The sequence below is a fragment of the Methylorubrum aminovorans genome, from assembly GCF_022179725.1.
Taxonomy (GTDB): domain Bacteria; phylum Pseudomonadota; class Alphaproteobacteria; order Rhizobiales; family Beijerinckiaceae; genus Methylobacterium; species Methylobacterium aminovorans.
The window spans coordinates 170,837-193,650 of record NZ_BPRC01000003.1 but is presented as its reverse complement, the minus strand read 5'-3'; the positions used below and the strand labels follow the sequence as shown (position 1 = coordinate 193,650).

At 68.1% G+C, this 22,814-nt stretch carries 18 protein-coding genes and 2 pseudogenes; 5 read left to right on the top strand and 15 right to left on the bottom strand.

Features of this window, described 5'->3' with window-relative positions; all coding sequences use genetic code 11:
* Nucleotides 1-7 precede the first annotated feature (7 nt).
* On the top strand, nt 8-2,365 hold the full coding sequence (locus MFF24_RS07345) for a hypothetical protein (RefSeq protein WP_238223584.1): 2,358 nt from the start codon (nt 8-10) through the stop codon (nt 2,363-2,365).
* Nucleotides 2,366-2,801: 436 nt separating this feature from the next.
* Here MFF24_RS07345 and MFF24_RS07340 read toward each other — a convergent pair whose 3' ends face one another.
* The 3 genes from MFF24_RS07340 to MFF24_RS07330 form a co-directional block, all read right to left on the bottom strand.
* Complete coding sequence (locus MFF24_RS07340; protein ID WP_238223583.1) at nt 2,802-3,716, bottom strand: ATP-binding protein; 915 nt, start codon at nt 3,714-3,716, stop codon at nt 2,802-2,804.
* Nucleotides 3,671-5,446 carry an ATP-binding response regulator gene (locus MFF24_RS07335; protein ID WP_373322673.1) on the bottom strand — a complete coding sequence of 592 codons (1,776 nt, stop codon included), beginning with the start codon at nt 5,444-5,446 and terminating at the stop codon, nt 3,671-3,673. The genes MFF24_RS07340 and MFF24_RS07335 overlap by 46 nt, the downstream gene beginning before the upstream one ends.
* Nucleotides 5,447-6,326: 880 nt before the next feature.
* The gene (locus tag MFF24_RS07330) at nt 6,327-10,145 is read right to left on the bottom strand and encodes a PAS domain S-box protein (protein ID WP_431310870.1); all 3,819 of its coding nucleotides are present in this window, start codon (nt 10,143-10,145) and stop codon (nt 6,327-6,329) included.
* Nucleotides 10,146-10,220: 75 nt separating this feature from the next.
* Between MFF24_RS07330 and MFF24_RS07320 the strand changes: the two genes are divergently transcribed.
* The gene (locus tag MFF24_RS07320; protein WP_238223577.1) at nt 10,221-10,529 is read left to right on the top strand and encodes a hypothetical protein; all 309 of its coding nucleotides are present in this window, start codon (nt 10,221-10,223) and stop codon (nt 10,527-10,529) included.
* 47 nt (nt 10,530-10,576) lie between these two features.
* On the opposite strand, the gene MFF24_RS07315 is transcribed toward MFF24_RS07320, so the two are convergent.
* The 3 genes from MFF24_RS07315 to MFF24_RS07305 are packed head-to-tail and all read right to left on the bottom strand — an operon-like array spanning nt 10,577 to nt 12,450.
* Nucleotides 10,577-11,365: a DUF6328 family protein gene (locus tag MFF24_RS07315; protein ID WP_238223576.1), complete on the bottom strand. Its 789-nt coding sequence runs from the start codon at nt 11,363-11,365 to the stop codon at nt 10,577-10,579.
* Nucleotides 11,350-11,511 (bottom strand): hypothetical protein, encoded by a 162-nt coding sequence (locus MFF24_RS07310; RefSeq protein ID WP_238223574.1) that lies wholly within the window; start codon nt 11,509-11,511, stop codon nt 11,350-11,352. Before MFF24_RS07310 ends, MFF24_RS07315 begins: the two co-directional genes overlap by 16 nt.
* 39 nt (nt 11,512-11,550) lie before the next feature.
* Nucleotides 11,551-12,450 (bottom strand): phosphatidylserine decarboxylase, encoded by a 900-nt coding sequence (locus MFF24_RS07305; protein WP_238223572.1) that lies wholly within the window; start codon nt 12,448-12,450, stop codon nt 11,551-11,553.
* Between the two features lie 196 nt (nt 12,451-12,646).
* Between MFF24_RS07305 and MFF24_RS07300 the strand changes: the two are divergent.
* Nucleotides 12,647-12,909 (top strand): annotated as a pseudogene (locus MFF24_RS07300) (low affinity iron permease family protein); the annotation flags it as partial.
* A 35-nt stretch (nt 12,910-12,944) separates the two neighbouring features.
* On the opposite strand, the gene gntA reads toward MFF24_RS07300, so the two are convergent.
* Together gntA and MFF24_RS07290 are read right to left on the bottom strand one after the other, a co-directional pair.
* Nucleotides 12,945-13,649, bottom strand: coding sequence for a guanitoxin biosynthesis heme-dependent pre-guanitoxin N-hydroxylase GntA (gntA, locus tag MFF24_RS07295; protein ID WP_238223570.1), 705 nt, complete (start codon nt 13,647-13,649; stop codon nt 12,945-12,947).
* A 155-nt stretch (nt 13,650-13,804) separates the two neighbouring features.
* Nucleotides 13,805-13,942, bottom strand: a complete 138-nt coding sequence (locus MFF24_RS07290) for a hypothetical protein (RefSeq protein ID WP_238223568.1) — start codon at nt 13,940-13,942, stop codon at nt 13,805-13,807.
* Nucleotides 13,943-14,178: 236 nt separating this feature from the next.
* On the opposite strand from MFF24_RS07290, the gene MFF24_RS07285 reads away from it, so the two are divergent.
* Nucleotides 14,179-15,180, top strand: coding sequence for an HWE histidine kinase domain-containing protein (locus MFF24_RS07285; protein ID WP_238223567.1), 1,002 nt, complete (start codon nt 14,179-14,181; stop codon nt 15,178-15,180).
* Between the two features lie 27 nt (nt 15,181-15,207).
* On the opposite strand, the gene MFF24_RS07280 is transcribed toward MFF24_RS07285, so the two are convergent.
* The 6 genes and pseudogenes from MFF24_RS07280 to MFF24_RS07255 form a co-directional block, all read right to left on the bottom strand.
* Nucleotides 15,208-15,453, bottom strand: coding sequence for a hypothetical protein (locus MFF24_RS07280; RefSeq protein ID WP_238223565.1), 246 nt, complete (start codon nt 15,451-15,453; stop codon nt 15,208-15,210).
* A gap of 148 nt (nt 15,454-15,601) precedes the next feature.
* On the bottom strand, nt 15,602-16,072 hold the full coding sequence (locus MFF24_RS07275) for a DUF3597 domain-containing protein (protein WP_238223564.1): 471 nt from the start codon (nt 16,070-16,072) through the stop codon (nt 15,602-15,604).
* A 151-nt stretch (nt 16,073-16,223) separates the two neighbouring features.
* Nucleotides 16,224-16,718, bottom strand: coding sequence for a ferritin-like domain-containing protein (locus MFF24_RS07270; RefSeq protein ID WP_238223563.1), 495 nt, complete (start codon nt 16,716-16,718; stop codon nt 16,224-16,226).
* 408 nt (nt 16,719-17,126) lie between these two features.
* On the bottom strand, nt 17,127-19,349 hold the full coding sequence (locus tag MFF24_RS07265) for a CHASE3 domain-containing protein (protein ID WP_238223562.1): 2,223 nt from the start codon (nt 19,347-19,349) through the stop codon (nt 17,127-17,129).
* Nucleotides 19,350-19,384: 35 nt separating this feature from the next.
* Nucleotides 19,385-19,798, bottom strand: a pseudogene (locus tag MFF24_RS07260) (GAF domain-containing protein); the annotation flags it as partial.
* Nucleotides 19,799-19,849: 51 nt separating this feature from the next.
* On the bottom strand, nt 19,850-20,641 hold the full coding sequence (locus MFF24_RS07255) for a Crp/Fnr family transcriptional regulator (protein WP_238223561.1): 792 nt from the start codon (nt 20,639-20,641) through the stop codon (nt 19,850-19,852).
* Between the two features lie 221 nt (nt 20,642-20,862).
* On the opposite strand from MFF24_RS07255, the gene MFF24_RS07250 reads away from it, so the two are divergent.
* Nucleotides 20,863-21,114 carry a DUF6894 family protein gene (locus tag MFF24_RS07250; protein WP_238223560.1) on the top strand — a complete coding sequence of 84 codons (252 nt, stop codon included), beginning with the start codon at nt 20,863-20,865 and terminating at the stop codon, nt 21,112-21,114.
* Nucleotides 21,115-21,145: 31 nt separating this feature from the next.
* Here MFF24_RS07250 and MFF24_RS07245 read toward each other — a convergent pair whose 3' ends face one another.
* Complete coding sequence (locus MFF24_RS07245; RefSeq protein WP_238223559.1) at nt 21,146-22,660, bottom strand: sensor domain-containing diguanylate cyclase; 1,515 nt, start codon at nt 22,658-22,660, stop codon at nt 21,146-21,148.
* Between the last annotated feature and the right edge of the window lie 154 nt (nt 22,661-22,814).

Genomic DNA, 22,814 nt, shown 5'->3' with positions numbered 1-22,814 from the left:
GGCTAGTATGGAAAGCAGGGCTTATGAATACAGGGGTTTTTATGTAAGACATTGTGCTGAGGGTGAAATTTTTAGAATGTACTGGCACTTTCCGGGCAAGCCAGATGTTGAGCACGTAACGCTTGGGACAGACAATCAAAGCGAAGCTGAGTTTTTGGTTGAGTCATTTGTGCGTTGGCTCGGTTACGACACCGTCAATCAAAGTCGCGACCCTCTCGTATCCGTGGTGGTCAGCCGCTTTGTCCAATCACTCCCCGAAGGCAAGCGTGGTGCTGCGTACCGCAGCCAACTTAAGTGGTTCAGAGAGCTTCTTGATGAGCACCACCCAGGCATCAAGATGTCAGAGCTGACCACAGGAATGCAGCACGAATTGATCGTCAAGATGGCTTCGAGGTGGGAAGTAAATTCCGCAAAAACCTGCATGGTGGGGGTCGCGTCTGCAGTGAATCTTGCTTGCGAAGAAGATCATTCCGGAAATGTATTTTCTTTTGCCAGACCTCGCATTGTGACGTCAAAGGCTACGATCTGCGAGCTACTTGATCTCGACGATCCCGAAGTGCGGAACTGGCATCCTGATCCCGCAGGAATGGCCTTGGTATTGAGGGAGCTCGCTTCGCATGAAGCCATTCGCAGGTGGGCATTCCTAGCCCTCTACACGGCATTGCGCCCCACCCACATCCTAGAAGTCAATTCGAGGATGGTCTCAACACAATTCGGTCAGCATAGACTGGATACAAGAAGAAGAAGAGAGACGGCGACCGATGCAAACCTTAAGATTAAGGGCTTCTTCAGTTCATTTGCGTCGTACATCAAGCGGCACCCCCAACTTCCAATTCCTGACCCTATTTATCAGGAACTCATGACCTGGGGAGAAGGGCCCTGGGTGAATCTAACATACAACACGGTCCAAAATCATGTCAGCCGCGCCGCGGACAAGCTCGGCATGCCTGAGTTGGTCCCATCGAGCTTTCGCGATTTCTGCAAGGCACTGATGCAATGCGCATTCGCCTTCTTCGGTGGAAAGGATGTTCCAGATGAGCAAAGACTTGTATGGCTGGGACACAAGCCTAAGTCACAGGTTCACGAGGGTTATGGGCTGTTCCATCAAGGCTTTCTGCGAGACGGCGCGGAGGCCGTAGTTCACTACATGATGTGGCTGGACAAGGAGTCCGGAGGCGCGCTCTTCCGCCATGTTTCCGCCAAGTCTGTTTCCGCCAGCTACGAAGTTCCCGAGGCAGACATACGGCTCTCAACGCCTTCGCCAGCATGCCCAGCTCCTGACATCGCTCAGTTGCAGGAACCCGGTGCAGCCACCGAAACACTGCAAAAAAACAACGCTGTAGATAAAGCAGGAGTGGGAGACCGAGTCGCATCGACCGGGGAGAAATTGGCTGATGCGAGCGGCTCGGCGGAAAGGCCCAATGGTTTATCCATCCACCCTCCCAGGGTTCATAGGACGGATGAATTGAGTGACGGCCTCAGAGGGGAACTCGCCAGACTAAACGGGGCAAAACTGCTCCAGAGGGGACAAATCGAGGGCTTTCAGGGCGTTTTCCGCCGGGTTTCCGATGGGTCCGAAATGGGTATTCGGGCTGGTGAGTTTCAGCGTAGCGGCTCCAAGCATGTGCTGCCGAACCTAGCGTGCTGGTTTCGCATAACAGGCATCGAGATCTATGAGACGGAAGTCGCATCCCGGGACGAGGCGGTGCGGATGTTCGTCGATCAGTTATCCCAAACCGTCATCGACGTGTCCGAGGTGAAAGCAAGGATGGTCGCGTCATTGGGCCGTGATCCTGGCGGCTGGGAGACGCATTCGGCTTTGTCCGAGGCAGATAGTGGCGAACTCGGCGGAGGCCCATTCGAGTACCGTGATCTGAACGAACCGCACGATCCACCCCGCGGCCTTCTCGGACTTGTCTTGCCTCATTCACCACTGGGAGCCGTTCAAGGTGTCCCCCGCTGGTTCAAGGAGGTGTTCGTATCAGAACGCGGGAGGCTCGCAAAAGGTGAAAAATTAGATTGGCGCTTTATGTTAAGACACCTACAAGCGTTTTTTGATCTCAGGCAAATCAGGATCTACGAAGCGGAATTTATTATCAGCGGCCAACTGTGTCCGCTGAGGCTGTTTGCTAACGGCCTTAGCGAGAAAACCGTTTCTGTGGAATACATAAAACAAGAGATGCTCGACCAACTCGGTTGCGACCCAGGAGGGTGGGCAGAGCATTCCTCTCTTGGCAAAAGAAGCACTTTTGACGTCGAAGAGTTCATTTTCACAACGTCGATGAAGGATGAGCTTGATCGGCTGTATGTTGACGAAGATGACTTCGATCCGACCGAGGGCACGGACATTATAGGCTGGCATTGACGCACAGGCAGGAATTTCTTCCGTTTGACAGTCTGGCCTCTGAGTATGCACGTCAATAAGGATCAATAGCTCCGCTTCAAGGCAGCCCCTCAGCTCTAATAGGAACGGGCCAACATGGTCTGGGTCCAGGCATTTCTGACACAAGGCTAGACCGATGCTGTCGACCTCCTAGGGACAGAACTGGAGTACGTCCGGCAGCGGACGATTATTCCACACAGAGGGACGGTCTGCTTGAGGTCGGGAGCGGTCCCAGCAAACGCTAAGTGTCAGGCACCTCCCAGCAACGACGCCCCGCCTGCTTAATGGGTCAAGAAATCAGCATGTCGCGGGAGGCAATCGGGGCGGCCGCCCCAGTGTGAGGCCGGATCTGTTCGGAGCGAGCCAGCTTCCCCCGCGCGGCGTTGAACGGAGAGACGTCTCGGCCGCCCCCCGCCGTTCAACCGGCGCGCCCGTCCCCGCCGCCGTCGTCCGTCCGCCGGAACGGGAGGATGCGGCCGGGTCGGCCCTCCAGGAGCCGCTCGACGGCTGTCCGCAGGTCGCCGAGCGCGAAGGGCTTGCGCAGCACCGGCAGGGTTCCGGCCGGCACGGCAGCCGCGTCGGCATAACCCGTCATGAGGAGGACACCTAGGCCGGGAGCCGCGACCCGGGCCCGGCCCGCGAGTTCGGTCCCGGTCATCCCCGGCATGGCGTAGTCGGTCAGCAGCAGGTCGAACCGGCGGCCCGCCCGCAGCAGGCGAAGCGCCTCCGCCCCGTCGAAGACTTCGTCGACCACGTAGCCGAGCTCCTCCAGCAAGGCGACGGCCATCGCGCGGACCTGCGGGTCGTCGTCGACCACGAGGATGCGTGCCGCCTCGTTCAAGCCAGGCGTCTCAAGCTTCCCGCCGGTCGGCCCGTCCTTGGCTGCCGGCTCGGCACGCGGCAGGTACAGCGATACGCTTGTGCCTTCGCCGGGACGGCTGCGGATGGTGACGGCGCCGCCGAGCTGCCGGGCGGTCCCGTAAACTTGCGCGAGCCCAAGGCCGGTGCCCTTGCCCTGCGGCCTCGTCGTGAAGAACGGCTCGAACGCGCGGGCGATCACCTCCGGGGGCATACCCTCGCCCGTGTCGGCCAGGGTGAGCACTACGAGGTCACCCGCCGGCACCGTCGCCGGCCGCGGCGCCCCGGCCGGCAGGTTCTCAGTCGCAATCCGGACCTCGCCGCCGCCGTGGAGCGCGTCGCGCGCGTTCGTCGCGAGATTGAGCACGGCGAGTTCGACGCGGCGCTCGTCGGCGACTGCCGGCCACAGGTCGGCAGCGAGACGGGTTACTACCGCGGTGCCGCTACCGAGCGTCCGGTGGAGTTGCTCGGCCATCCCGGAGAGCAGAGGTTCAGGTCGGCCGGGCGCGCGTCGAGGCGCTGCTTGCGCGAGAAGGCGAGGAGCTGCTCCGTGAGCTTGGCCCCGCGCTGCGCGGCCTGCATGGCGTTGCGCAGGAGACGCAGTGCGCGCTCGTCCTCGACCTTGCGCTCGGCCAGCTCGACCGAGCCCATCACGGCGGCCAGAAGGTTGTTGAAGTCGTGCGCGACGCCCGCGGTCAACTGCTCGATCGCCTCCATCTTGCGGGCCTGTAGAGCCTGCTCCTGCGCCTCCACCCGCAGGCGCGCGAGCTCAAGGTTCGCCCTGACGCGCGCCCGGAGCTCGCGCGCCGAGAACGGCTTCACGAGGTAGTCGTCGGCCCCGGCCTCCAGACCCTCAACGCCGGCCTCGACGCCCGCCCGGGCTGACAGCATGATCACCGGGACGGTGCAGAGCGCGGGGTCGGCGCGCACGGCCCGGGTCAGTCCGATGCCGTCCAGCACCGGCATCATCACGTCGGTCAGCAGCAGGTCCGCCGGCCCGACTCGGAGCGCCTGCAACGCCGCCGCGCCGTTCGCGACCGCGACGACTTCGTGATCCTGGCCGAGCAGGCGCTCGACGTAGGCCCGCATGTCCGCGTTGTCGTCGGCCAGCACGATGCGGGCGCGCTTGCCCTCCGTCGCGGCGGGTTCCGGCGCGGCGTGCAGGGGCACGACGTTCGTGGCCGCAGGCGCGTCGGGCAACCAGCGCAGCGCCTCCTCGACGTAGGCCTGCGCGGACCCACTGGCCTCTGGGTCCGAGGGGACCTCGACCAGCCGTTCCCGCGGCAGGTGCGCCGTGCCGGTCGGTATGGTCACGGTGAAGGCTGTGCCAGTCCCGACCTTACTGCTGACCTCGACGGTTCCGCCGTGCATGCCTACCAGCTCGTGCACCAGCGCGAGGCCGATGCCCGAGCCCTCGTGCGAGCGGCTGCGGCCGCCCTCGATGCGGTGGAAGCGTTCGAAGAGGTGCGGCAGCGCCGCGGGCGGGATGCCGACGCCGGTGTCGGCGACGGTGAGGCGGACGGCGCCCGGGACCGGCTCCAGCCGTACGTCGATGCCACCCTCGAACGTGAACTTGAAGGCGTTCGAGATCAGGTTGAGGACGACCTTCTCCCACATGTCCCGGTCGACGTGGACGGGCCCGGGCAGCGGCGGGCAATCGACGCGGAGCGCGAGGCCGCCGCGCTCCACCGCCGAGCGGAAGGTGCTGGCGAAGTCGGTCGTTAGGGCCGCGAGATCGACCGGCGCGAAAGTGGCCTGCGCGCGACCGGCCTCGACGCGCGAGAAGTCGAGCAGCGTGTTGACCAGGCGCAGCAGCCGCAGCGCGTTGCGGTGCGCCACCTCAAGCTCGGCTCGGGTCCGAGGCTCCAGGCCGCCGGCCTGCAACGCCTCCTCCAGCGGGCCGAGCATCAAGGTCAGCGGCGTGCGGAACTCATGGCTGACGTTGGAGAAGAACTGCGTCTTGGCGCGGTCGAGCTCGGCCAGCGCCTCTGCGCGTCGCCGCTCCTCCTCGTAGGCGCGCGCGTTGCGCAGGGCCGTGGAGACCTGCCCGGCCACGAGGTCGAGGAAGCCGCGGTAGCCGGTGTCGAGCGCACGGCTCGGGCTGACGCCGAGGATCAGCACGCCGAGCGGCTCCGCACCGGCCTCGCCCACGAGCGGCAGGACCAGAGCGTCCTCCACAGGGTCGCCCCACAGCCCGCCCGCCATGCCGAGGGCCGGGCCGAGGTCCCCCACCGCCACGGTCTCGCCCGCAAGCGCCCGGTCGAAGGGCCAGATCGCGCTGGCCTCCGGCGAGGCCAGGCGATGGTCGGCATCGATGCCCACGGCCGCGCCCCGACACAGGCTGCCGTCGGGCTCGCGCAGGAAGACCAACGCGAAGGACACGTCGAGCCTCTCGCCGGACAGCGCGCTCGCGACGTCGGCGCAGGTCGCCTCGACGCTGCGGGTCTCGCCCGCCTTGGCCGCCAGGTCGCGCAGCAGGCCGAGCCGACGCTCGCCCACGACCTGGGCGGTGACCTCGCTGCACACCGCCAGCATGCCGACGATGCGACCGTCGTCGTCCTCGGCCGGCGCGTGCGAGACACTGAAGTAAGCTTCCTCCCTGTAGCCGGCCCGCTCCATCAGCAGCGGCAGGGCCGGCGTCCAGTTGGCCTCGCCGGTCCGCATGACGCGGGCGATCATCGGACCGAGGGTGTCCCACCCCGCGGCCAGGGTGACGCGGATGTCGCCGCCGAGCGCGTCCGGGTGCCCGGCGCCGATGAGCTTGGCGTAGGCGTCGTTGTAGACTTGGGTGAACTCGGAGCCCCAGGTCAGGATCATCGGGTACTGCGAGGACAGCAGCGTGCGCACCGTCGAGCGCAGGCTCTGCGGCCAGCCGGCCACCGGACCGAGCGGCGTGCGCGACCAGTCGAGGTCGCGCGCGAGAGCTTGGACCTCCCCCTGGCCACGGAACAGCGTGCCCGCCGCGACGCCGGCAAGGGTCATCGTCCCGCACCCTCGTCGGCGCTGCCCATTCCCGCCGGTGCCTCGATTATGGCCGCCACACGACCCCTCCCCCTCGCGCCTTGTCGCAACCGACGAATATGGGTCACGCCTCGATCATGTCCCGGATGCGCGACGCCAAGGCCTCCATGACGAACGGCTTCGTGAGCACCTGCATGCCGGGCTCCAGGTAGCCGTTTCCGACCGCCGCGTTCTCGACATAACCGGTGATGAAGAGCACCTTCAGCCCGGGCCGGGTCACCCGGGCCGCATCTGCCACTTGGCGACCGTTCATGCCGCCGGGCAGGCCGACGTCGGTGATTAGCAGGTCGACGCGCGCGTCCGACTGCAGAACCCTCAAGCCCGACGGGCCGTCCGCCGCCTCAATGGCGGCGTAGCCCAGGTCCTCCAGCACTTCGGCCACGAGCATGCGCACGGACGGCTCGTCGTCGACGACGAGCACCGTCTCCCCGGGCTCGGCCCGGGGCGCATCGGCAAGGTCCGGAAGGTCTCCGGTGGCGGAGACGTCGCCGTGGTGGCGCGGCAGGTACAGGCACACGGTCGTGCCCTGGCTGACCTCCGAGTAGATGCGCACCTGTCCGCCCGATTGCTTGGCGAACCCATAGATCATGCTGAGGCCCAAGCCCGTGCCCTGGCCGATGGGCTTCGTCGTGAAGAACGGGTCGAACGCCTTGGCGATGACGTCGGGGGTCATGCCCGTGCCGGTGTCCGAGACGCAGAGCGACAGGTACTGTCCCGGCGGCAGGTCGCGCTCGCGGGCGGCGCGATGGTCGAGCCAGCGGTTGGCGGTCTCGACCGTGATGCGGCCTCCGTCCGGCATGGCGTCGCGGGCGTTGATGCTCAGGTTCAGGAGCGCGTTCTCAAGCTGGCCGGGGTCCACCAGCGCCGGCCAAAGCCCGCCCGCGCCGACCACCTCGATATGGACGGACGGTCCCACGGTCCGGCGGATCAGCTCCTCCATGCCGTGGATCAGGGCGTTCACGTCCGTCGGCTTGGGATCAAGCGTCTGCCGCCGCGAGAAGGCGAGCAGCCGGTGGGTCAGCGCGGCGGCGCGCTTGGCCGCCCCCTGCGCCGCCGTCATGTAGCGGTCGATCTCGGTCAGGCGGCCCTGGCTCATCCGCGTCTGCAGGAGCTCCAAGCTGCCCGAGATGCCGGTGAGCAGGTTGTTGAAGTCGTGGGCGAGCCCGCCGGTGAGTTGGCCAACGGCCTCCATCTTCTGCGACTGGCGCAGCGCCTCCTCGGTCTCGGCGAGCGCCTGCGCCGCTTCCTTCTCGGCCGTGACGTCACGGCCGACCGCGTGGATGAGATCCTCGGCCGGAACGGCCGTCCAGGAGAGCCAGCGGTAGCCGCCGTCCCTGTGCCGGTAGCGGTTCTCGAAGCGCAGGGTGGTCAGGCCCTCCGAGAGCTTGCCGACCTCGGCCAGCGTCGGCGCGACGTCGTCCGGATGGACGAGGTCCATGAAGGCGCCGCCGACGAGGTCGCGCTCGCCCCAGCCGAGCAGCGTCGTCCACGCTGGGTTCACCGCCTCGATGACAGCGTCGTAGCGCGCGACCAGCATGACGTCGGTGGAGAGCCGCCACATGCGGTCGCGGTCGGCGGTGCGCTCGGCCACAAGGCCTTCGAGCTCCTCGCGCGAGCGCGCAAGCACGTCCCGCGCCTCGACGATGTCCTGAATGTCGGTGCAGGTGCCGAACCAGCGCGTGACCTGCCCTGTCGCGTCGCGCATCGGCAAGGCGCGACCGAGCGTCCAGCGGTACTGCCCGGTATGGTGGCGCAGCCGGTACTCGATCCGGTAGGGCTCGCCGCTGGCGAGGGACGCGCTCCACACCTCCCAGGTCCGTTCCCTGTCGTCGGGATGGACGATGCCCTCCCACTCCGCGCCGTCCGTCGAGCCCGCCCACACGCCGGTGAAGTCGTACCAGCGCTGATTGTAGTAGTCGTGGTAACCGTCGGCCTTCGTCGACCAGACCATCTGGTCGATGGAATTGGCGATGGTCTGGAACCGCGCCTCGGCCTCGCGCAGGGCGTCCTCGCGCTCCCGACGCTCGGTCACGTCGCGGTAGAAAAGCGCCAGCCCTTCCGGGTGCGGGTAAGCGCGCACCTCCAGCCAGGCGGCGTGCCCGTCCGGCCAGACGTAGCGGTGCTCCAGAGTCTGGGAGACGCGATCCCGCATCACGCGCAGGTACATCTGGCCGATGGGCATGGCCTCGGAGCCCGGGTAGACCTCCCAGTGCGAGCGGCCGACGACCTGATCCGGCGGTCTCTCCTCCAGCCGGAAGCCCTCGGCGTTCATCTGCAGGATGCGGAAGTCGCGGTCGAGGAGCATGAAGCCCTCGCCCATGCCCTCCAGCACGCCTGAGGCCCGCGCCTCACTGGCACGCAGCGCCTCCTCGGCCCTCACCCTGGCGGTGGTTTCGGTGCAGGAGCAGAACATGCCGCCGACCGTGCCGTCATCGTCACGGATCGGCGAGTAGGAGAAGGTGAACCAGGTTTGCTCGTCGTAGCCGTGCCGGTTCATCGTGAGCGGTAAATTCTCGGCCCAGGTCGCCTCGCCGGCCAAGGCCTTGTCGATGAGCGGTGCGATGTCCGACCAGATCTCGGGCCAGATCTCGCGGAAGCGGCGCCCGAGGGCGGCCGGGTGCTTGTCGCCCAGGATCTCCGCGTAGGCGTCGTTGTAGACGAAGGCGAGATCCGGCCCCCAGGCGGCGAACATGGGGAACCGGGAACCGAGCATCAGGCTCGCGACCGAGCGCAGGGCCTGCGGCCAGGTTTCCGGCAGTCCGAGCGGCGAGGCCGACCAGTCGTGGGCGCGCATGCGCGCGCCCATCTGCCCGCCCCCGAGAGGAAGGCGACGGTCAAGGACGTGACGGGCTCGGACATGCTCTGCGGCGGGGCCTGGATTGGGAACGCGGCGGCCGGAACGGTTTCCTCCCCGGCCGAGGATTCGATGCGGGCCATGATACGTGGTGGTGGCGAGTTTGCGGCGCCCCGCGCGGCGGGGGCGGCGAGTTCGGGTCCTGCCGTCACGGGCCGCCCAGTCCCCGGGGCAGGCGCTGGAGGATGCGCGAGAGCTGCCCAGCCGAGTAAGGCTTGTGCAGGAGCTCGAAGCCATGGCCGCCCTCCTGCGCCAGCACGTGGCTGCCGCCCTCCTCGCCAGCACGTGGCTGTAGCCGGAGGCCAACACTACCGGCAGGCCGGAAAGTGGCGCAGGATCTCGCGCGAGCTCGGCACCGTTCATGCCGGGCATCACCACGTCCGAGAACACCGCGTCGAAGCCGGAGCCGGCGGAGCCGAGATGCGCAAGCGCCTCCCCCGCGTTGGCCGCCCACGTCGTCTCGTAACCGAGATCCTCCAGGATCTGAGTGGCGAAGCGCCCCACCTCGACGTTGTCCTCGACGACCAGGACGCGCTGACCCGTCCCGCCGGAGGCGGCCTCCGGCCCGGCGGGCCTGGGCTCCTCGGCGGCGCAGGGGCCGGCCTGGGGCAGGTAAAGGGTGAAGGTCGAGCCGCGCCCGGGCGCGCTCACGACATCGACGTCGCCGCCCGACTGCTTGGTGAAGCCGAACACTTGGCTGAGGCTGAGGCTGGTTCCCTTGCCGATGTCCTCGGTGGTGAAGAGCGGCTCGAAGATGCGCCCGACAACCTCCGGCGGGATGCCGGACCCGGTGTCCGTCAGGGACACGGCGGCGAAGGGACCAGGTGCAGGGGCGTGTCCGCGGATGGCGGGCTTGCCAACCCCGCAGGCCAGCCGCAGGGTCAGCGTGCCCTCGCCGTCCATAGCGTCGCGGGTGTTGACCGCCATGTTGACGAGCGCGGTCTCGAACAAGCTGCGGTCGGCCCGCACGAAGCAGGCGGTGTCGGGCAGGTTTGTCACGACGTGGATGCCTGCACCGGTGAGCCTCACGGCTATCGGGGGGAGACGCTTGGTGTTGAGCAGAGCCGGCGGGACGTTCGTACTCCGCCGGATGCCTGGCCCGCAGTGTGCAGACCGGAACCGCAGGGGATCACGCGCTGCTACTACTGCATGGATACGCTCGACGACACCGTGCGCTCGATCCTTGCCCTCGCGGCTACCTACAAGCCCGGCACCATCATCAAGGCCGAGCGGGTCGTGGACGCCTACCTAGACAAGTTCCAGGGCTATCGAGCGCGCCGGGCCGCGATGGATGCACTGCTTCACGAACTCGCCCTTCCCGTGCACCGCGCGCACAATAGGGGCGGCCTGTTCGAGCTGATCGAATTGCACCTGAAGCGCCGGCACCGTGATATGGCCCGCTGGTTCCAGTGACAGCTGAGCGCTCGGGAACCGGACGCCGTCGTTGCTAGTCGGCCGTTTCACCGAGAACTGGCTGGGCCCGACAGGCGTCGCCTCCGCAGCAGCGCCGGGTGCACGTGCCAGAGCCCGACAAGCAAGGCGAGACACACGATGGCCGCGACAATCCCGGCCGCGTCCGACCCGACGACCTTTGCGACGACGACGCCGAGATCGGCCGAGATGCCGAGCGCGAGCGTTACACTCGCCGCGAGCAGGAAGCGGCTGCCCAGAGTATGGAACTCCAGCGTATCCTCGCCCGCGTAGACAATGCGATGGAAGGCGGCCGGCGCCATCAGCCACACCACCGTGAGAGCCAGAAAGCCGAGTGCCACGAGGTGGACGACTTTCGAAACGAGGGCCAACTTCTCGAACGCCTCGGAGAAGGTGATCACGAGCTGGAAGCCGAGAAGTGCTTGGGCGCCGGGCAGCACCACGCGCGCCTCGGTCAGCATCTGCTCGATCTTGATCTCAAGAGGGGTGTGCTCGTGCTCAGGCTCCCGGCTGGTCATCGTGCGCTCCCCTTGTCCAACGCGACGTGCCTTCAGCGCCTCCAGTCCGTACCAGAACAGAAGCGCGAGACCGCAGAAGAGGATGCCGGCGGCCAAGCCGGGGCCGAGCCCCAGAACCGGCTCGACAGCCAGGAATAGGTCGGCCCCGAGCGCCAGTGCGAACGGCGCCAGCGACAGCCCGGCATAGTGGCCGATCACGCCGAGCAGCCGCTTTGTATCTCGGCCGCCCTCCACCATCCGGTGCTGGACCGAGGGCGTGATGAGGAGCGCGATGGTGAGGGTAATCAGGCCGAGCGCCACCGCCCAGACAATGCGGCGCGGTAGGGCAGCGTCTCGAACGCCGGGCGGAAAGCGCCCTGGAACTGGAAGCCCAGTAGGATCTGCGAGCCAAGGATGAGGATGCGGGTCTCGTCGAGGCCGACCTTCACCTTTTTCGACAGGGACATACGCGACGAAGTCCAACGAGGCGGGATGCAGCAATCGACCTACGCACCGCGGAGGCTGGTAGCGACCGGCTCGCCTAGGCGCACGATGGTTTCCATGCCTTGCGGCGTGTGTGCCAGGATGTCGTCGGCCGGGCGCCAGGCACCCGGCTCGCCGAAGATGGCGACGGCCGAGCCGCCGAACTTGAACACCGACTTCTGCGCGCCGCGCACGAAGGGCTGGTCGAGCGAGTGGCGCTGCACGATGCGTCCGACCGTGAGGGCACCGAACTCCACGAAGCCGAGCTGCCCGAAGTGCTCCGTCTCCAGGATGTTCACCTGCCGCTCGTTGCGGATGTAGATGTCCGGCTTGTTCTGCACGGCTGTCCACGCGACGGTCCAGATGCTGCGTCCGAGTCGCTCGTGGTCCAACGTCCGCCCGTCGTCCGGGTAGTGCACGTGATGGTAGTCCACGGGCGAGAGCCGCATGAGCAGGACCGGTCCGCCCAGGAAGGGCTTGGCACGCTCGGCATTGCCCAGGATGTCCGGGGCTGCGAGGGACTGGCCCTTCACGGGGATGCGCTGCTCCGGCCCGAACCGCTCCCAGCCGAAGTAGCGCGCCTCGGCGGGAGCACCCATCTGCCTCGGATCTTCGGGGAAGCGCCGCCTGCCCGGCTTGAACTCCCGCACGAACCAGTCGGCATAGGAGCGGTAGCGGCGCTGCTCGAACTCGCTCATGTCGATGTGGTACTCGCGCACGAACGGCTCGATGCTGCGCCGCGTCCAAGGCGCGTCCTGGTAGAGCGCGTAGAGCTTGTCGAAGAGCGGAGTTGCGCGAAGCCACTGGCCCGGTGCCCGCAGCGGGCGCGTCTCGTAGGTGGTTTGGTGGTCGGGCATGAACTCCTCGACCGTCTTGCCCCTGTCGCGGTCCCACAGCTTCAGTGGCTTTGGATCGGCCGCCATCATGCCTCCACGCGCGACCCGACCAGCTAACGGGTCCGGGGGCAAAAGCCGCTTATGGCCAGGAGCGTTCCGCCAGCTGCCGAGTGCCAACAGCCGAGACTACCGGTCTGGAGACGAACCTTGGCCGCCGGCCGTTGAGTGGGCCCCGACTACGGCCACCCACGATGACCTTGCTCGCCCTTCTCCTAGCCGGTTACTGATGGTGTTCCTGATCCAGAATTCGCAGAACCGGGACGGGGCGGCCATCCAGGCCAAGCTCGACGTGCTCATCCGGACGAGCGCGGCCCGAAACCGCTACATCGGCATCGAGCACCTCACAGAAGAGGAACTCGACGAGCTTCGGCGGCGCCGGGAGACCCGCGCCCGACCGAGCGTCTGGAAGATGCGAGGATGGCCGCGGACGCGGCGGACGCGAAGGCCCAAGCGAAGGCCGCACGCGCCGCCAGGAGGTCGAGCTGACGTTCGTGCAAGCCGCGAGAACCGCCACGCTCCCTTCAGGAGCCGATCCGGGTATCCGGGTTCGCCCCGCGCGGGCGGAAGGGGCAGCGCCACTCTTCGCCGACAACTCGGCCGCTGTACTGACGCGCCTCGGACGCTTCGCCGTGGCGCGTCAGCATCGGGTTCGCTGAGCCGGCCAGCGCCTCGTCGCGGTCCAGGATGGAGGCGCGCAGCTTCTCATAGCGGCCCACCTCACGCAGTTGCTCGAACTGAGCGTGCAGGTTGAACACCAAGGCGGGCGAGGAGAACCGCCGCGCTGGCCGGCTGGCATTCGGGTGCAGGCCGACCACGAAAAACGCCTCGCCAGCGAAGCTGAGCGAAAAGTGCGGGCTGTCCGGCTCCTGGGCGACGCGCCCGTCCCATGGATGCCCGAGCCAAGCGTCCTTGTCGGCGAGCGATTGCACGCGGTCCCAGAGGTGTCGCTCGAAGCCCTCTTCGTTCAGGTCGCCGGGCCCTTCGAAGATGACGGCGAAGCTCTGGAAGAGCTCGGGCCGCCTCCGATAGCGCGCCGCGAAAGCCATCAGCGCCGGGTAGATGCGCATGTCGTCCCAGGCCGAGGTGATGTCGCGGGCGACCAGGACGCGCATCTGGCCCTTGGTCAGGGCCGACTTGGCGCCGACGCATGGGAAGCCGGCGTCGCGGATGAAGGCTCGGAAGGCTTCGGCTCGGGGATGGCTGGTGTCATCTCGGGGCAGTTGCATCGGAGCTCGGCACGCATGTCACACGAATGGCCACGAAACCGCACCAAGTGGCGCGGCCTCGGGCAACGACGCCGCCTTCGCAGCGTTCCGTGTCGCGGCCGGCCGGAGCGGCTTACCCACAGCCTGCGGGTCGCCGCGACGGGCGCGGCCTGCACTCACTTGCTCTTGCCGCCCTTCTTGCCGAGCTCGGCCTGGGCCGACGACGAGGTGCGGGGATTGGACTTGCCCTCGCGGCTCGCCTTGGCGTTCGCCTTCTTGGCCGTCGCGCTGCCGTGGCCCTTCTTCTCGGTCATGCTCGCCTCCTGTGTTTCGAACGGCAAACCAGCGAAGGCCTCTGCGTTCCGACCTACCCGCGCGACCGGACGCCAAATCCTCTCGAACCGGCCCGCCTGGGACGATGCGGCGCAGCCCTGGCCGCCGTCCGCGGCAACCCGGCACACCGTCGTAGGTTAAGCAGCGTACGCCCGGCCGCCATCGGGCGTGCAGGCCGGGCGGATGACGGTCGTGGGTGGAGGGTGCGTTGCCGGGCTTGGACGAGACGAGGGTCGGGCGGGTCGACCTCAGGCTGCTTCGCGCGGCGGTCGAGGCGTCCGGCGAGGCCATCCTGATCACCTCCGCCGAGCTCGACGAGCCGGGCCCGCGTATCGAGTACGCAAACCCGGCCTTCAGCCGCATGACCGGCTACGAATTCGACGAGGTCGTCGGGCGCTCGCCGCGCCTCCTGCAGGGGGCGGAAACGGAGCGTGCGGCCCTCGACCGGGTGCGTGCCGCACTCAAAGCGGGCGAGGCCGTGCGGGACGAAGTGCTCAACTACCGCAAGGACGGCTCGACCTACCGGGTCGAGTGGGTGATCACGCCGGTGTGCGATGGGGACGGGCGCATCGCGCACTGGGTCTCGACCCAGCGCGACGTCACTGAGCGGCGCGCCTACGAGGACCGGCAGGCCTTGTTGGTGCGTGAGCTGCACCACCGGGTGAAGAACACGCTCGCCACCGTCCAGGCCGTGCTGAACGCGACCGTGCGGTCCTCGCTCACCATCCCGGAGTTCACCCGGGCCTTGTCGGGCCGCATCGCCTCGCTGGCGCGCACGCACGCGCTGATCACCGAGGACATCGCCCAGGCCGCCTCATTCGACGGCCTGTTGCGGGCCGAGCTGAGCCCCTACGACGAGCGTGGGCGCCTATCGCTGGAGGGGCCTCGGGTCACGCTGCCGTCGGAGGCCGCCGTGCCGGTGGGCATGGCCCTGCACGAGCTGACCACGAACGCACTACGGCACGGGTCGCTCGCCGACCCGAACGGACGGCTGCAGGTGACCTGGTGGGTCGAGGAGGGCTCGGCCGGCCGCGCTCTGCGGTGGGATTGGGCGGAGCACGACGGGCCGCCCGCCCCGTACCCCACTCGGGAGGGCTTCGGCCACCGCCTCCTGAACAAGGTCCTGGCCGCGCAGACGGGCGCCGAGGTGGACGTGAACTTCGCCTCGGACGGCCTGCGGGTGTCCGTCCGCATGCCCCTGCCGCCGTCACGCCCCTGAAGGGCGCTGGACACGCAAGCGCGAGGCTCAGCCCTTCCTGCCGCCCTTCTCGTGCCTGTCGATCTCCGTGCGGCAGGCCGGCGAGAGGTTTGCCATGTTCTTGCGGAAGCAGGCTTGGACCTCCTCGCCATCCGGCGCAAGGTCGCCGCAGTACGTCGCGTAGTCGCCGCTGCAGCGCGCCTTCAATGTCTCCCGGTCCATCGCAGGTGCGGCCTGTGCCGCGACGAGGCCAGAGGTCGCGAACGCGAAGGCTACGAGGGTCCTGTATAGCATGATCTGGCGGTCCTGCTGATGCGTTTCGTGCCGGGCACCGCTCGCGGTCCCGAGAAGGACCCGGGCGCCCGGTCGCCCGCATCATGCGGCCCTGAGCGGCATCCGGCTTGTTGGGGCGCCATGGCGAGTGCCCGGCGCCCATGCGCCGTCAGGCGTGCTTGAGATCGTCCGGGACCTTGCCGCCGTTCTCGGCGAGCTTCTGGACGACCTGCTTGTGCAGCCAGACGTTCATGGAGGCCGAATCCTCCTTGTCGCCCGTGTAGTGCAACTCATCGGCGAGCTGCTTGCGCGCCTGCAGGCTGCTGTCGAGGTCGAGCAGCTTCAGGAGGTCGACGATGGAGCGCTTGTAGTCGAGGCTCTGGCCCTTCTTCGAGGCGAGGTCGGCGAGCACCTGGCCGACGTCGACGTTCGCTTGGCCCGCCCCGGACGGTCCGGGCGCGACCGGCGACGGCGCCCCGCTCATCGAGGGAGCGGCGGCGCTGCTGGCCGAGCCGGTCGGACCGTCCTGGCCCTGCGCCGCGGCCGACACGCTCGGTGTCTCGGAGGCGTGCGGGGCCGCAGCCTGGGCGCTCGCGCTGCCGCCGAAGATCTTCGACATGATCGACCCGAAGATGCTCATTCAGTCCTCCAAGTTCCTGGCCCCAGTCGGGGCCGAGCGGACGACAACGGAACGCCGGCGACCGACGTTCCGCGGCATGCACCTAACCGAGGCAGACGGGTAGGAACGTATCCGCTCACGGTGCCGTCCGCCTCGCCGCGGTCGTGACGGCTCAGGCCGCGACCTGCTCCAGGCTCTCGGCGAGCTGGCTCGCGATTTCGTCGCCCTTGTAGATCTCCGCGACCGCCTGCTTCAGCTTCTGCTCGTCCTCGGTGCGACCGAGGGCCTTGGCGTAGGCAGCCGCTGAGCCGAAGCCGGCGAGTCCGTAGTGCGACATGCGCTGGTACTGGGCGATGATCTCAACGTCGCGCAGCTTGGCGTCGCTGGGCGCCTCTTGGATGCCATGCTTTTTGGCCTCAGTGACCAATCCTTCCATGCCCTTGCAATACTCGGGCTCGGCCTCGCCGCCGTTCTGCTGGATCAGGTCCTTGAGGATGTCGGTGTGCTTCTGGATGCCGCCGACGGAGTGCTCCAGCATCTGCTTGAGCTTCGGGTCGCCGGCGTGACCGCCAAGTTCCTTCACGGTCTTGATCATCTGGTCGTTGGCCGACCAAAGATCCTTCATCTCGTCGAGATAGACTTCCTTGAGGCTGCTCGGTGCTGACATGGATGGCTCCCGTTTGTCGCCTCCTGGCAACACGACCTCGCGCGCGATGTTCCTAGTCGGTTTGCCGCGTCGGGCCCGTACCGACGGGCCGTCCGCTTCGACTTCTGTCCGAGGCGCCCACTAGCGCCCTCCGACCTAGAAGCGTGTAGTCTGGCCGGATGGAAGCAAGGGAAACCGAGCTCGAAATGGTCAGGCGACATGTCCGGCAGGGTGCCGAGCATGTGGCCAAGTAACGCGCGCTCGTGACCCGGCTCCGCGCGACCGGCCTGCCGGTCTAGGCGCTCTTCGGCACCTTCGGGGACCTCCAGTGCCAGCACGAGGCGTATTTCGCCAAGGTTGAGGGGAAGGCGGGTCAGCCGGGCTAGCTGGTTGCAGTCCGGGCGCCGACGCCCGGCACCGGTACCCCTGTCAGGCGTCTCGTCTCGGCCTGAGCTCCACCACCTTGCCGGGCTCCCTCGTCTCGGCAGGAACGCCGAGCACCTCGGCGACCCTGCGGGCGAGTTGCTCGCGCTTGAACGGCTTGCCGATGAGCTGCACGCCGTCGTCGAGGCGCCCGTGGTGCACGATGGAGTTCTCGGTGTAGCCCGACATGAACAGCACCCGCACCTCCGGCCGGACAGCCCGCACGCGCTCGGAAAGCTCCCGGCCGCGCACACGCCCGGGAAGCACCACGTCGGTGAGCAGCAGGTCGATAGCGCTCGTGTTCTGCCCGAAGACGCGCAGCGCCTCCTCGCCATCGGCAGCCTCAAGGACGCGGTAACCGAGGTCGGAGAGGGTTGCGCAGGCGATCTCGCGCACCGTCGCCTCGTCCTCGACGACCAGAACCGTGCCCGAGCCGCGCGGCAGCTCGACCGGCGAACCGGTGCGCTGATGGGCGGTAGCCGCCCTGACCGCGCGTGGCAGGTAGAGCTTCACCGTCGTGCCCTCGCCGGGCTCCGAGTAGATCTTCACGTGTCCGCCCGATTGCTTCACGAAGCCGAACACCATGGCGAGGCCGAGCCCCGTGCCCTTGCCGTCGGGCTTGGTCGTGAAGAACGGCTCGAACACGCGCGCGACCACCTCCGGCGTCATGCCGTGTCCGGTGTCGGAGACCGCCACCATGGCGTAGTCGCCGGGCGCGACCTCGGCGTGGTGCCGCGCGTACTCCTCGTCGAGCACCTTGTTGCCGAGCTCGATGGTGAGGCGTCCGCCGCCCGGCATGGCGTCGCGCGCGTTGAGCGCCAGGTTCAGGACCGCGCTTTCCAACTGCGCCGGGTCGGCCATCGCGGGCCACAGCGCTACGGTCTCCACGTAGCGCACCTCGATGTGCTCGCCGAGCGTGCGCCGCAGCAGCGGGATCAGGTCCGGCATGGTCTCGGCGAGGTCGATGGCGGCTGGCGCCAACGGCTGCTTGCGGGCGAAGGCGAGGAGCTGGCCGGTCAGCGTCGCACCGCGCTGGGCCGCCCAGGCCGCGCGCTCGACCCGCTGCTGCAGCTTGGCGTCGCCGTCGAGCTTGGCCCGGACGAACTCCAGGTTCCCGAGGATGACCTGCAGAAGGTTGTTGAAGTCGTGCGCGATGCCGCCGGTCAGCTGCCCGATGGCCTGCATCTTCTGGGCCTCGCGCAGCACGCCCTCGGCCTGGGCGCGCTTGGTCATGTCGGAGATGGTCAGGACGAAGCCGCCGTCCGGCATCGGGGTCCGGCGGATCTCCAAGTGGTGCCCGTCGGCGCGCTCGCGCTCGTAGGTGACCGCCTCGCGCGGGTTGCGGCTGCCGTGCCGGATCTGATCCTCGGTTTCCAGGGCCGGGCGGCCCGGCTCGCCCGTGTGCTCGACGAAGGCGGCGTAGGTGGTGCTTGGCCGGAGCATCGCCTTCGGCAGGTCGAGCAGGACCTGGAAGCACTCGTTCCAGCTCGCGAGCTTGCGGTCCGGGCCGAACACCGCGACGCCCTGGCTGAGGCTGTCCAGCGTGGTGCGCAGGCGCAGCGCCAGAGCCCGCTGCTCCGCCTCGGTGCGGTAGGAGCGCGACCAAGCCTGGTTCAGGAGGCGCGCCGCCCACAGCAAGGTCAAGACGGCCAGCGCCGAGCCGCCGATGACGAGCCAGTGCACCCACCAGGCGCGGGCGTCGTTCTGGGCGAGGCGGGCGTCGAGCAGCCGCTGCTCGTCGGCGAGCATGGCGGCGAGCACGTTTTCCGCCTCGCGCATGTCGTTGCGGCCGGTGTCGGTGTTGACGATGCGCAAGGCCGTCTCCAGGCCGCTGTCGCGACGCGCCTGCACGGTCTGGGCGAGCTCCTCCAGCTTGTGCTGAAGGAGCGGCGCCAGCGCACGCAGTCGCTCCTGCTGGGCGCCGTTGTCGGCGGTCAGCTTCTGAAGCTCGCCCTGGAGCAGGCCGATGCGGTCGCGCGCGGCGTTGTAGGGTCCGAGGTACTCGTCCCGGCCGGTGAGCAGGTAGCCGCGCTGGCCGCGCTCGGCGTCGCGCAGGGCGATGGCAAGGTCCTTCGTGGTTCCGAGCACGCGGTAGCTGTGCTGCGACCACTCGCGAGCTGCACGCGACGCGTTGAGCCGCTCCCAGGTCACCGCGCCGACCAGCGCCAGGATGACGACGAGAACGCCGAAGACCAGGAGGTTGGCGCGCGTGACGAGATAGCGGGTCATCAGGCTCTGGGTCGGCGAACGGCGGGGGGAAGCGGCTTGCGCGCCGGGAGGTGGATCACGCAGACGGTGCCAACCGGGTACCCATCCTCGGTCCTGAGCAGGGCGCCCGCGTAGAAGCGCAGGCCGGGCTCGCCAGTCACGAGCGGGTTGCCGGCGAAGCGCGGGTCCCGCGCCGCGTCGGGCACGTAGAGGAAGTCGCTCTGCAGGATGGCCTGGCGGCGGAACGAGGTCTCCGGCGAGGTCTCTCGCACCCTGAGGCCCACCTCGGCCTTGAAGAACTGCCGCCCGTCCCCGATGAAGTTCACGACCGCGATGGGCGTGCCGCAGATCTCGGCCGCCAACTCGGCGACGTCGTCGAACTCCCGCTCGCGCGGCGTGTCGAGGATGTCGTAGCCGGCAAGCGCCCGCAGGCGCGCGAACTCGATGGTCGTTTGGCTGGGCCGCCCCATGGCAGGGTGTCGCCCGGGAACCGCTTTCCGTTCCATCTGCGCGGCGCCCTCTCAGACGGCCTGGCACATCTGCTTGTCGCCTGCCGGCGTAGGTCGCAGGGACACCAGCGTACCGGACGAGTTATACACCGCGCCCAGCACGGTCTCGAAGTGGCGCTTGACCGCGCCGTGGCACTCACAGGCCGCCGCCTCCACCGCGGAGCGGCTCTGGATGATGATGCGCCCGCGCCGGACCTGGATCAGGCCCTGCTGCTGCAGGGTCCGCAGCGTGCGCGTCAGGTACGAGCGCTGCACGCCCAGGAGCTCGGCCAGCACCTCGTGGGTGACCGGCAGGACGTCGCTGCCGAGACGGTCCTGCAGGCCGAGCAGCCAGCGGGCGCAGCGCGCCTCGATGGTGTGGCTGGCGTTGCAGGCCACCGACTGCAGAACCTGGGCGAGCAGGCAGTCGGAGTATCGGGTAATCATGTTGCGCAGGCCCGGCGAGGTCTGCTTGATCTGCTGCAGCACTGCAGCCTCGATGCGCAGCACCGAGCCGGGGATCTGCACCACGGCCCGGCTGAAGGCCGGCAGGGAGCCCTGGCTCACCACGCCGCCGACTGCGCCCTCGCGCCCGACCGTGGCCGTCTCCACGGCGCGTCCGTCCCGCAGCCCGATGAGGAGGGCCGCCACGCACTGGCCGAGCGGAAAGGTGATGTGGCCGACGTCCTCGCCCGCGTCGAAGAGCACGTCGCCGCGCCGGTACTCCCGCAGCTCCAGGTGCGGCTTGAGCAGGGCTTGGTCTGGTAGGCGCAGAGCGCCGAGGAGCAGGTTGCCGCTGAGGTGAGCGTCGACGTCGGAAGACATGGGTCAGAAGCGGCGGGTTCGGGTCCGATGGGCTCGTCGGCAAGCTCTACAACGGCGCTGAACAGACTGTCTGTTCATAAGTGCACATATGCGCCGAAAGGCCGCCCATTTTCATGGGCTTGGCAGGTCTTCCCCGACACGCGCGTTAACCCATGCAACCATCGGCGCCCGACGGATTTCTAGGTTCGTACGCTTCCCACTTTCTATGCCATTGCGTCGCGATGCCCCGGTACTACCTCGACTTCCAGGACGGTGAGATGTGGCTGAAGGACGAGGAGGGCCAGGACTACGAGAACCTGCAGGCCGCGCGCGACGCGGCGATTGCGGCCCTGCCCGACATTGGCCGGGAGGCGCCGCCCGCGGATGGGCGACGGGCGTTCGTGGCCTACGTCCGCGACGAGGGCGGCGCACGGCTCTGCACCGTGCGGCTGGACCTGGCTGCCGAATGCGACCCCGACGGCTCTCATCCCTGAGGCGTCCGGTCGCCGGCACCTGCATGGACGGTTAAGCGGCTGCCCTTCGCCGCCGCGTCCGGTTCGCCGGGGCCGACGCGCATTGCGTCCTGTTCCGCCCGGAAGCCTTGGCCTCGTAGAGCGCCGCGTCCGCACGGCGATAAAGGTCGCCCAGCTCGCCCGCAGCATCGACAGCGAGGCCGACGCTGACCGTGACGGCGCCGACGCCGAGGCCAGACGCTGGTACCGCAAGCTTTGCCACGGCGCGATGGATGGCCTGGGCGACGCGCGTCGCCCCGTCCTCGTCGGTTTCCGGCAGCAACACCGCGAATTCCTCGCCGCCGATGCGTGCGACGAGGTCGTCGGGCCGGCGCACGCTCGCCCTGAGACAGCGGGCGAGGCCCTTCAGCACCTCGTCCCCGACCGCGTGGCCGTAGCGGTCGTTGCAGCGCTTGAAGTGGTCGGCGTCGACGATGAGCAGCGACAACGGCCTGGCGGTGCGCCCGGCGCCCTTCCGGGCGCGCTCGAACTCCTCCTCGAACTGGCGCCGGTTGGCCAGCCCGGTCAGGGCATCAGTCCGCGACAGCCGGGCGAGCTCGGCCTGTAGCGCGGAACGCCTGCGCAGGTCGCGCCCGTACAACAACGACAGGAACACGGTCAGGCCGCACAGCAGGAGCACGACCATGCCGATGACAAACGCCTTGGCGCGCCAGCCGGCCTCGATGTCGGCGGTCGAGAGGGCGACGTTGAGCACCAGCGGCAGGTCGCCGACCTGGGTGAAGGCGTAGTGCCGCTCGACCCCGTCGCGCACTGAGGTGCCGACGAAGGTGCCGGAACGCGCGCCCACGAACCGCCGGAAGGTCGGTGCGCCGGCGATGTTCACGCCGATGTCCGCCTCCTCGTAGGGGTGGCGCATAATGCGCGTGCCGTCGCGCAGGTAGAGGTTTATGGCGCCGTCCCGCCCGAGGCCGAGTTGGTCGAACAGCCGACTGAAGTAGACGAGTTTGAGGGTGCCGAGCGCGACCCCACCAAAGCTGCCGTCAGGCTTGTCGATGCGGCGGCTGAAGGGGAGCATGCGTTCGCCGGTCAGGCGGGAGACGAGCGGGCGGCCGACGTAGAGACCGAGGTCTGCCCGCTCCCGGTGGACGCGGAAGTATTCCCGATCGGCGTAGTTGCCCTTGCGCGCCGGCAGAGCGCCGGAATCGGCCGCGATCTCGCCGTGCTCGTCGAGGACGAGTGTGACGCCCACGTCGCGGGCCGTGCCGGCGCGGTCGAACAGCACGAGCTGGCGCATCTCGGGGCGGACCGCGTCGAGGCCCGGCGTGCGAAGGTTCTCGACGACGGCCTGCAGCGAGAGGTCGATGATCTCGACGTTGCGGGCGATGTCGCGCTCGATGACCTGGAGCAGGTTCTTCGAGGTCTGCTCGGCCTTGTCCCAGTCATCCTGGCGTAAGTCGAGCAGCATCAGCCCTGACACGACGAGCATGCCGACGGGGGCCAGCACGCCGAGCGCGATCCAGGTGCGGGCGGAGCGGAGGCGTCGCGCGAGCGGGCGCGGCAGGGCCATCGGCGGGCACTCCCAAGCGTTGTCGTTGCTCGGTTGCTAACGACCGAAGCCCTTACAGGCTCTTTCGCCCGGCGTCGTACAGGCCCCTCAACCGCATCGTGCCTAACGACGGGTTTGCCGTTTTCGTAGGATTGCGGCGCTCGCCGCTACCGCC